The organism is Bacillus carboniphilus (genome assembly GCF_039522365.1).
Lineage (GTDB): Bacteria > Bacillota > Bacilli > Bacillales > JC228 > Bacillus_BF > Bacillus_BF carboniphilus.
Genome location: NZ_BAAADJ010000040.1, coordinates 1 through 1,847 on the forward strand (window position 1 = coordinate 1; position 1,847 = coordinate 1,847).

The 1,847-nt window shown below is 37.1% G+C and carries 1 protein-coding gene; it reads left to right on the forward strand.

All coding sequences use genetic code 11. The features are described from left to right. Positions 1 to 128: 128 nt before the first annotated feature. The gene (locus ABDZ91_RS14230; RefSeq protein ID WP_343800050.1) at positions 129 to 1,415 is read left to right on the forward strand and encodes an IS110 family RNA-guided transposase; all 1,287 of its coding nucleotides are present in this window, start codon (positions 129 to 131) and stop codon (positions 1,413 to 1,415) included. The last annotated feature ends 432 nt before the right edge of the window (positions 1,416 to 1,847 follow it).

Here is a 1,847-nt window from a genome sequence, read left to right on the forward strand (position 1 = left end):
TAACGGTCAGCATTCCTGTAATGGAGAAAAATGAGGTTTGAATAAAAAAATAGCCTCTTGGTAGAATGAAAGAGTCCTGAAGCTGGCCAGCGAAAAGGACAATATTCATAAACCAGGAGGCCTTCAAAATGAATTATAACCAAAATAATAAGATTGCTCAAATTACTTCACGAACACTAATTATAGGTGTTGATATTGCGAAATTCAATCACGTCGCTCGTGCTCAAGACTTTAGGGGTTTGGAGTTTGGTAAACCTATACATTTTGAAAACTCGAAAGCTAGTTTCGAAATGTTTTTAAGTTGGATAAAGGAACAACAAAGCCAACATGACATGGATACAGTGATCATTGGTGTAGAGCCTACAGGACATTACTGGCTTAATTTAGCTCATTACCTTAAAGAAAATAATCTCAAGCTAGTCGTTGTTAATCCAATGCATGTTAAGAAGACTAAAGAATTAGATGATAATTCTCCAACAAAAAATGATGTAAAGGACGCTAAAGTCATTGCACAATTAGTCAAAGACGGAAGATACGCCGAACCTAATATTCCAGAAGGAGTCTATGCTGACCTTCGGGTCGCACGGAAAATCCGTGATCTATTATCCATTGATCTTCAGGCTGTTCAAGGACAAATTCACAATTGGATTGATCGATATTTTCCAGAGTTTCTTACTGTATTCAAGGATTGGGAAGGTAAGTCAGCTCTTCAAATGCTAAAACTTAACCTACTCCCACATGAGTTAGTAGAACTCTCTGATCAAGAGATTTTAACTCATCTGAGAAAAACTGTGACTCGGGCAGTGGGAATAAGTAGAATTCAGGCTTTAAAGAAAGCAGCTAGTGAAACTATTGGAATCCGTGAGGGTTCAGATTTAGCTAAATTAGAGTTAAACACTTTACTAGATAAATATGAATTAATCATTCATAAGTTCGAACAACTAGAGGCTAAGAGGGATGCGTTATTAGAACATATACCAGGTGTACAACAAATGTTAGCGATAACTGGTGTAGGAAAAGATACAATTGCAGGCTTTTTTGCAGAGGTAGGAGACCTTAGTTATTACTCACATCCTCGGCAAATTATTAAACTCGCGGGATTAAGTTTGAAGGAAAACACATCAGGAAAACATAAGGGACAAACGAAAATTACAAAGAGAGGCAGGAAAAAATTACGCGCCCTCTTGTTTAGAGTAGTCATGCCCCTTGTAGCTAAGAACTCTGCCTTCAAAGCATTACATGAGTATTATACAAAACGCCCAGGCAATCCATTGAAAAAGATGCAGTCCCTCATTGCTTTATGCAATAAATTAATACGTGTGTTATTCGCCATAGGTAAGAAACAATTTGAGTTTAGTGAAGAGAGAATGTTGAAAGATATTCCTCATATGAAACCGTTACAGAATGCGGCTTAGATTTCTTAAAGATTTACTGTTTTTGATTAGGTTGATAGTAGTATGATTCATTATTTATTAGACATTTGAAGCACGGATTAGTCAGTAAAACAACTAAAATACGGACATTGATCCTGTCGGTCAGCATAACTGACATCTACCTCATGGAAAGGTTGGACGAAGGAATTTTGGAGCATAGACTCTGCGAGAAATGGGAGGGTTGACCTCCGTGAGAATTGTAGAGATCCACCAGTGCGGCCATACTTTGACTTGTTATCCACTTTTTGGATGAAAGTGGTTAGGTAGCTATGGTCCTTTTTGCTCCTTGACTCCAAAATTACCCTATAGTACATGTTAATTCCATTAAACCAATGTCTATTAAAAATGCATGGCTATGAAATCGTGAGAAAACAAGAGAAATCGTAAGATTACCCTTTATATATAGAGGGAGTA